This is a genomic window from Terriglobus sp. YAF25 (assembly GCF_052113305.1).
In the GTDB taxonomy this organism is placed as follows: Bacteria; Acidobacteriota; Terriglobia; order Terriglobales; family Acidobacteriaceae; genus Terriglobus.
In genome coordinates this window covers 1-2,757 of the sequence record NZ_JBFRCY010000636.1, presented here as the reverse complement: position 1 = coordinate 2,757, position 2,757 = coordinate 1, and the positions used below count along the sequence as shown (strand labels likewise).

Sequence of the window (2,757 nt, the reverse complement as noted above, 5' to 3'; positions counted from 1 at the left end):
GGTGCTGATGCTTGGCTTTTTGAATGAGACCAGCTACCAGAAGACACTGGAGAGCGGCTTCGTCACCTTCTGGTCGCGCACGCGGCAGAAGCTGTGGATGAAGGGCGAAACCAGCGGTAACCGCCTGCGTATTGTGTCGATCTCGACCGACTGCGACAGCGATGCGCTGCTCTTCAAGGTGACCGTCGACGGCGACGGCCTGGTGTGCCACGAGGGCACGGTAAGCTGCTTCACCAAACCGATTCAGCAGGAGACGAAGTAAGTCATGGCGAACAAACTGAAGCTTGGCATTCCGAAGGGCAGCCTGCAGGACGCAACCATTGCGCTGTTCCAGCGCGCGGGCTGGGAGATTTACGCGAGCGGCCGCTCCTACTTCCCCACCATCAACGACGGAGACATCGAGTGCATGCTGGTGCGTGCGCAGGAGATGGCCCGCTATGTGGAGCATGGCGCCCTCGATGCCGGCCTGACCGGCAATGACTGGGTGCTGGAAAACCTGTCGGATGTAGAGCGTGTCACCTCGCTGACCTACTCCAAGCAGAGCCGCCAGAAGGTGAAGTGGGTGCTCGCGGTTCCGGAGGATTCGCCCTTCCAGAAGCCCGAGGACCTGGCCGGAAAGATCATCGCCACCGAGCTGGTGGAGTTCACCAAGCGCTACTTCGCCGAGAAGAACATCCCCGTCAAGGTGGAGTTCAGCTGGGGCGCCACCGAGGTGAAGCCTCCGATGCTGGCTGACGCCATCGTCGAGGTAACCGAGACCGGAAGCTCGCTGCGCGCCAACCGTCTGCGCATCATCGAGACCCTGATGGAGAGCGAGACCCAGCTCATCGCCAATAAGACCGCGTGGCAGGACGACTGGAAGCGCGAGAAGATCCAGAACATCAGCCTGATGCTCAACGGCGCGATGGCCGCACAGACACAGGTCGGCCTGATGCTGAACGTAAAGAACGAGAGCCTGAAGGATGTACTGGCGGTACTACCGGCGCTGAACTCGCCGACCATCTCGCACCTGTCGAACTCGGAGTGGGTGGCTGTGAATACCATCCTGGATGAGTCGACCGTGCGCGAAGTGATTCCCAAACTCAAGGCCGCGGGCGGCACCGGGATTGTCGAGTATCCGCTGAGCAAGGTGGTCCTGTAATGAAGCTGATCCGCACCTTCGGCAAATCGGCGGCTGAGGCTACGGCTGTTATCCAGGAGATCGCGGCGCGTGGAGCAACCTCCACCGCCTCGGTCGCTCCCGCGGTAAAGAAGATCGTCACCGATGTGAAGCGCAAGGGTGACAAGGCTGTGCGCGAGTTTGCCGAGCAGTTCGACGGCCTGCAGCCGGAGCAGGACATCCTGGTCGATCCCGCCGAGATGGAAGCCGCATGGAACGCCCTGCCGAAGCATCTGAAGGCCGCAATGAAAGAGGCTGCGGCCAACATCCATGCCTTTGCCGAGGCGCAGATGCCCGAGGAGTGGATCATTGAACCCGCAACCGGAGTGCGCACCGGACAGGCCGTGCGCCCGCTTGACGCCGTCGGCTGCTATGTTCCCGGGGGCCGCTATCCTTTGCCCTCCACACTGCTGATGACCACACTTCCGGCGCAAGTCGCAGGCGTGGAGCGCATCGTTGTCTGCTCTCCCAAGCCCGGGCAGGAGACGCTGGCAGCCGCGCACCTCTGCGGTGTAAGTGAGTTCTACCGTGTGGGTGGAGCGCAGGCGATTGCGATGATGGCCTACGGCACCGACTCCACACCGCCGGTCACGCGCATCGTCGGCCCTGGCAATCTGTACGTCACCGCTGCCAAGCAGTTTGTCTCGCAGGATTGCGGCATCGATATGCCTGCCGGCCCGACGGAGATCGTCGTCACCAGCGATCTGGGCGATGCCCTGGGCATTGCAACCGATCTGGTAGCGCAGGCCGAGCACGATCCGGAGACGCTGGCCATCTTCATCACGACCAATGAGCCGCTGGCCAAAGAGGTGTTGAAGCAGGCCAAGGCTCTGGCGCGGAAGAACAAGCTGGCCAAGGAGTCGCTGGAGGCGCGCGGAACCATCTTCGTCTGCGAGACGCCGATGGAGGCCCAGGCGCTGACCAATCTGCTGGCGCCGGAGCACCTGACCGTGGATCGGCCCGAGGATCTGCAGTGGGTCCGCAACGCCGGGTCGGTCTTCATCGGGCCCCATTCCCCGCAGTCGATGGGTGACTACGTCTCCGGTCCGAACCATGTGCTGCCGACAGGCCGCACCGGCAGACTGCGCGGCGGGCTTTCCGTAATGGACTTCGTGAAGCTGATCACAGTGCAGCAGTACACCGCCAAGGGATTGGCCAAGCTTGGTCCGCACGCCATTGCGATGGCAGAGGCCGAAGGTTTGGTTGGTCACGCCGAAAGTGTCCGTGTGAGGTTGAAGCCATGAGTGCAGCCCTCAAGTCGCAGGTAAAGCCGCGTAAGGCCATCGAAGAGATGCCGGAGTATCACCCGCCGCTGGCGGGACGCAACGCGTTGCGCCTGGACTTCAACGAGAACACCTTCGCTCCCTCGCCGAAGGTGCTGGAACGCATCCGCTCGCTCTCGGCAGAGAGCTTCACCATCTATCCCGAGCGCATGCCGGTAGAGCGCAAGCTTGCGAAGCACCTCGGCCTGCCTCCAAATCAAGTCCTTTTGACCAATGCTGTCGATGAGGCGATCCACCTGGTGACCTTCACATTTCTGAACGAAGGTGATGAGGCAGTGGTCGCGGTCCCCAGCTTCTTCATGTACGACGTCAACG

Annotated in this window: 4 protein-coding genes; all 4 read left to right on the top strand. The window is 62.0% G+C overall.

The window, feature by feature from the left end:
* On the top strand, window positions 1–262 hold a 262-nt coding region (locus tag AB4043_RS21570; RefSeq protein ID WP_442308043.1), incomplete at its 5' end, for a phosphoribosyl-AMP cyclohydrolase.
* A 3-nt stretch (window positions 263–265) separates the two neighbouring features.
* Complete coding sequence (hisG, locus tag AB4043_RS21565; protein WP_442301910.1) at window positions 266–1,141, top strand: ATP phosphoribosyltransferase; 876 nt, start codon at window positions 266–268, stop codon at window positions 1,139–1,141.
* The gene (gene hisD, locus AB4043_RS21560; RefSeq protein WP_442301909.1) at window positions 1,141–2,403 is read left to right on the top strand and encodes a histidinol dehydrogenase; all 1,263 of its coding nucleotides are present in this window, start codon (window positions 1,141–1,143) and stop codon (window positions 2,401–2,403) included. The genes hisG and hisD overlap by 1 nt, the downstream gene beginning before the upstream one ends.
* Window positions 2,400–2,757, top strand: a 358-nt coding sequence (locus tag AB4043_RS21555; protein WP_442308042.1) for an aminotransferase class I/II-fold pyridoxal phosphate-dependent enzyme, incomplete at its 3' end; no start/stop codon positions are given. The genes hisD and AB4043_RS21555, both read left to right, overlap by 4 nt.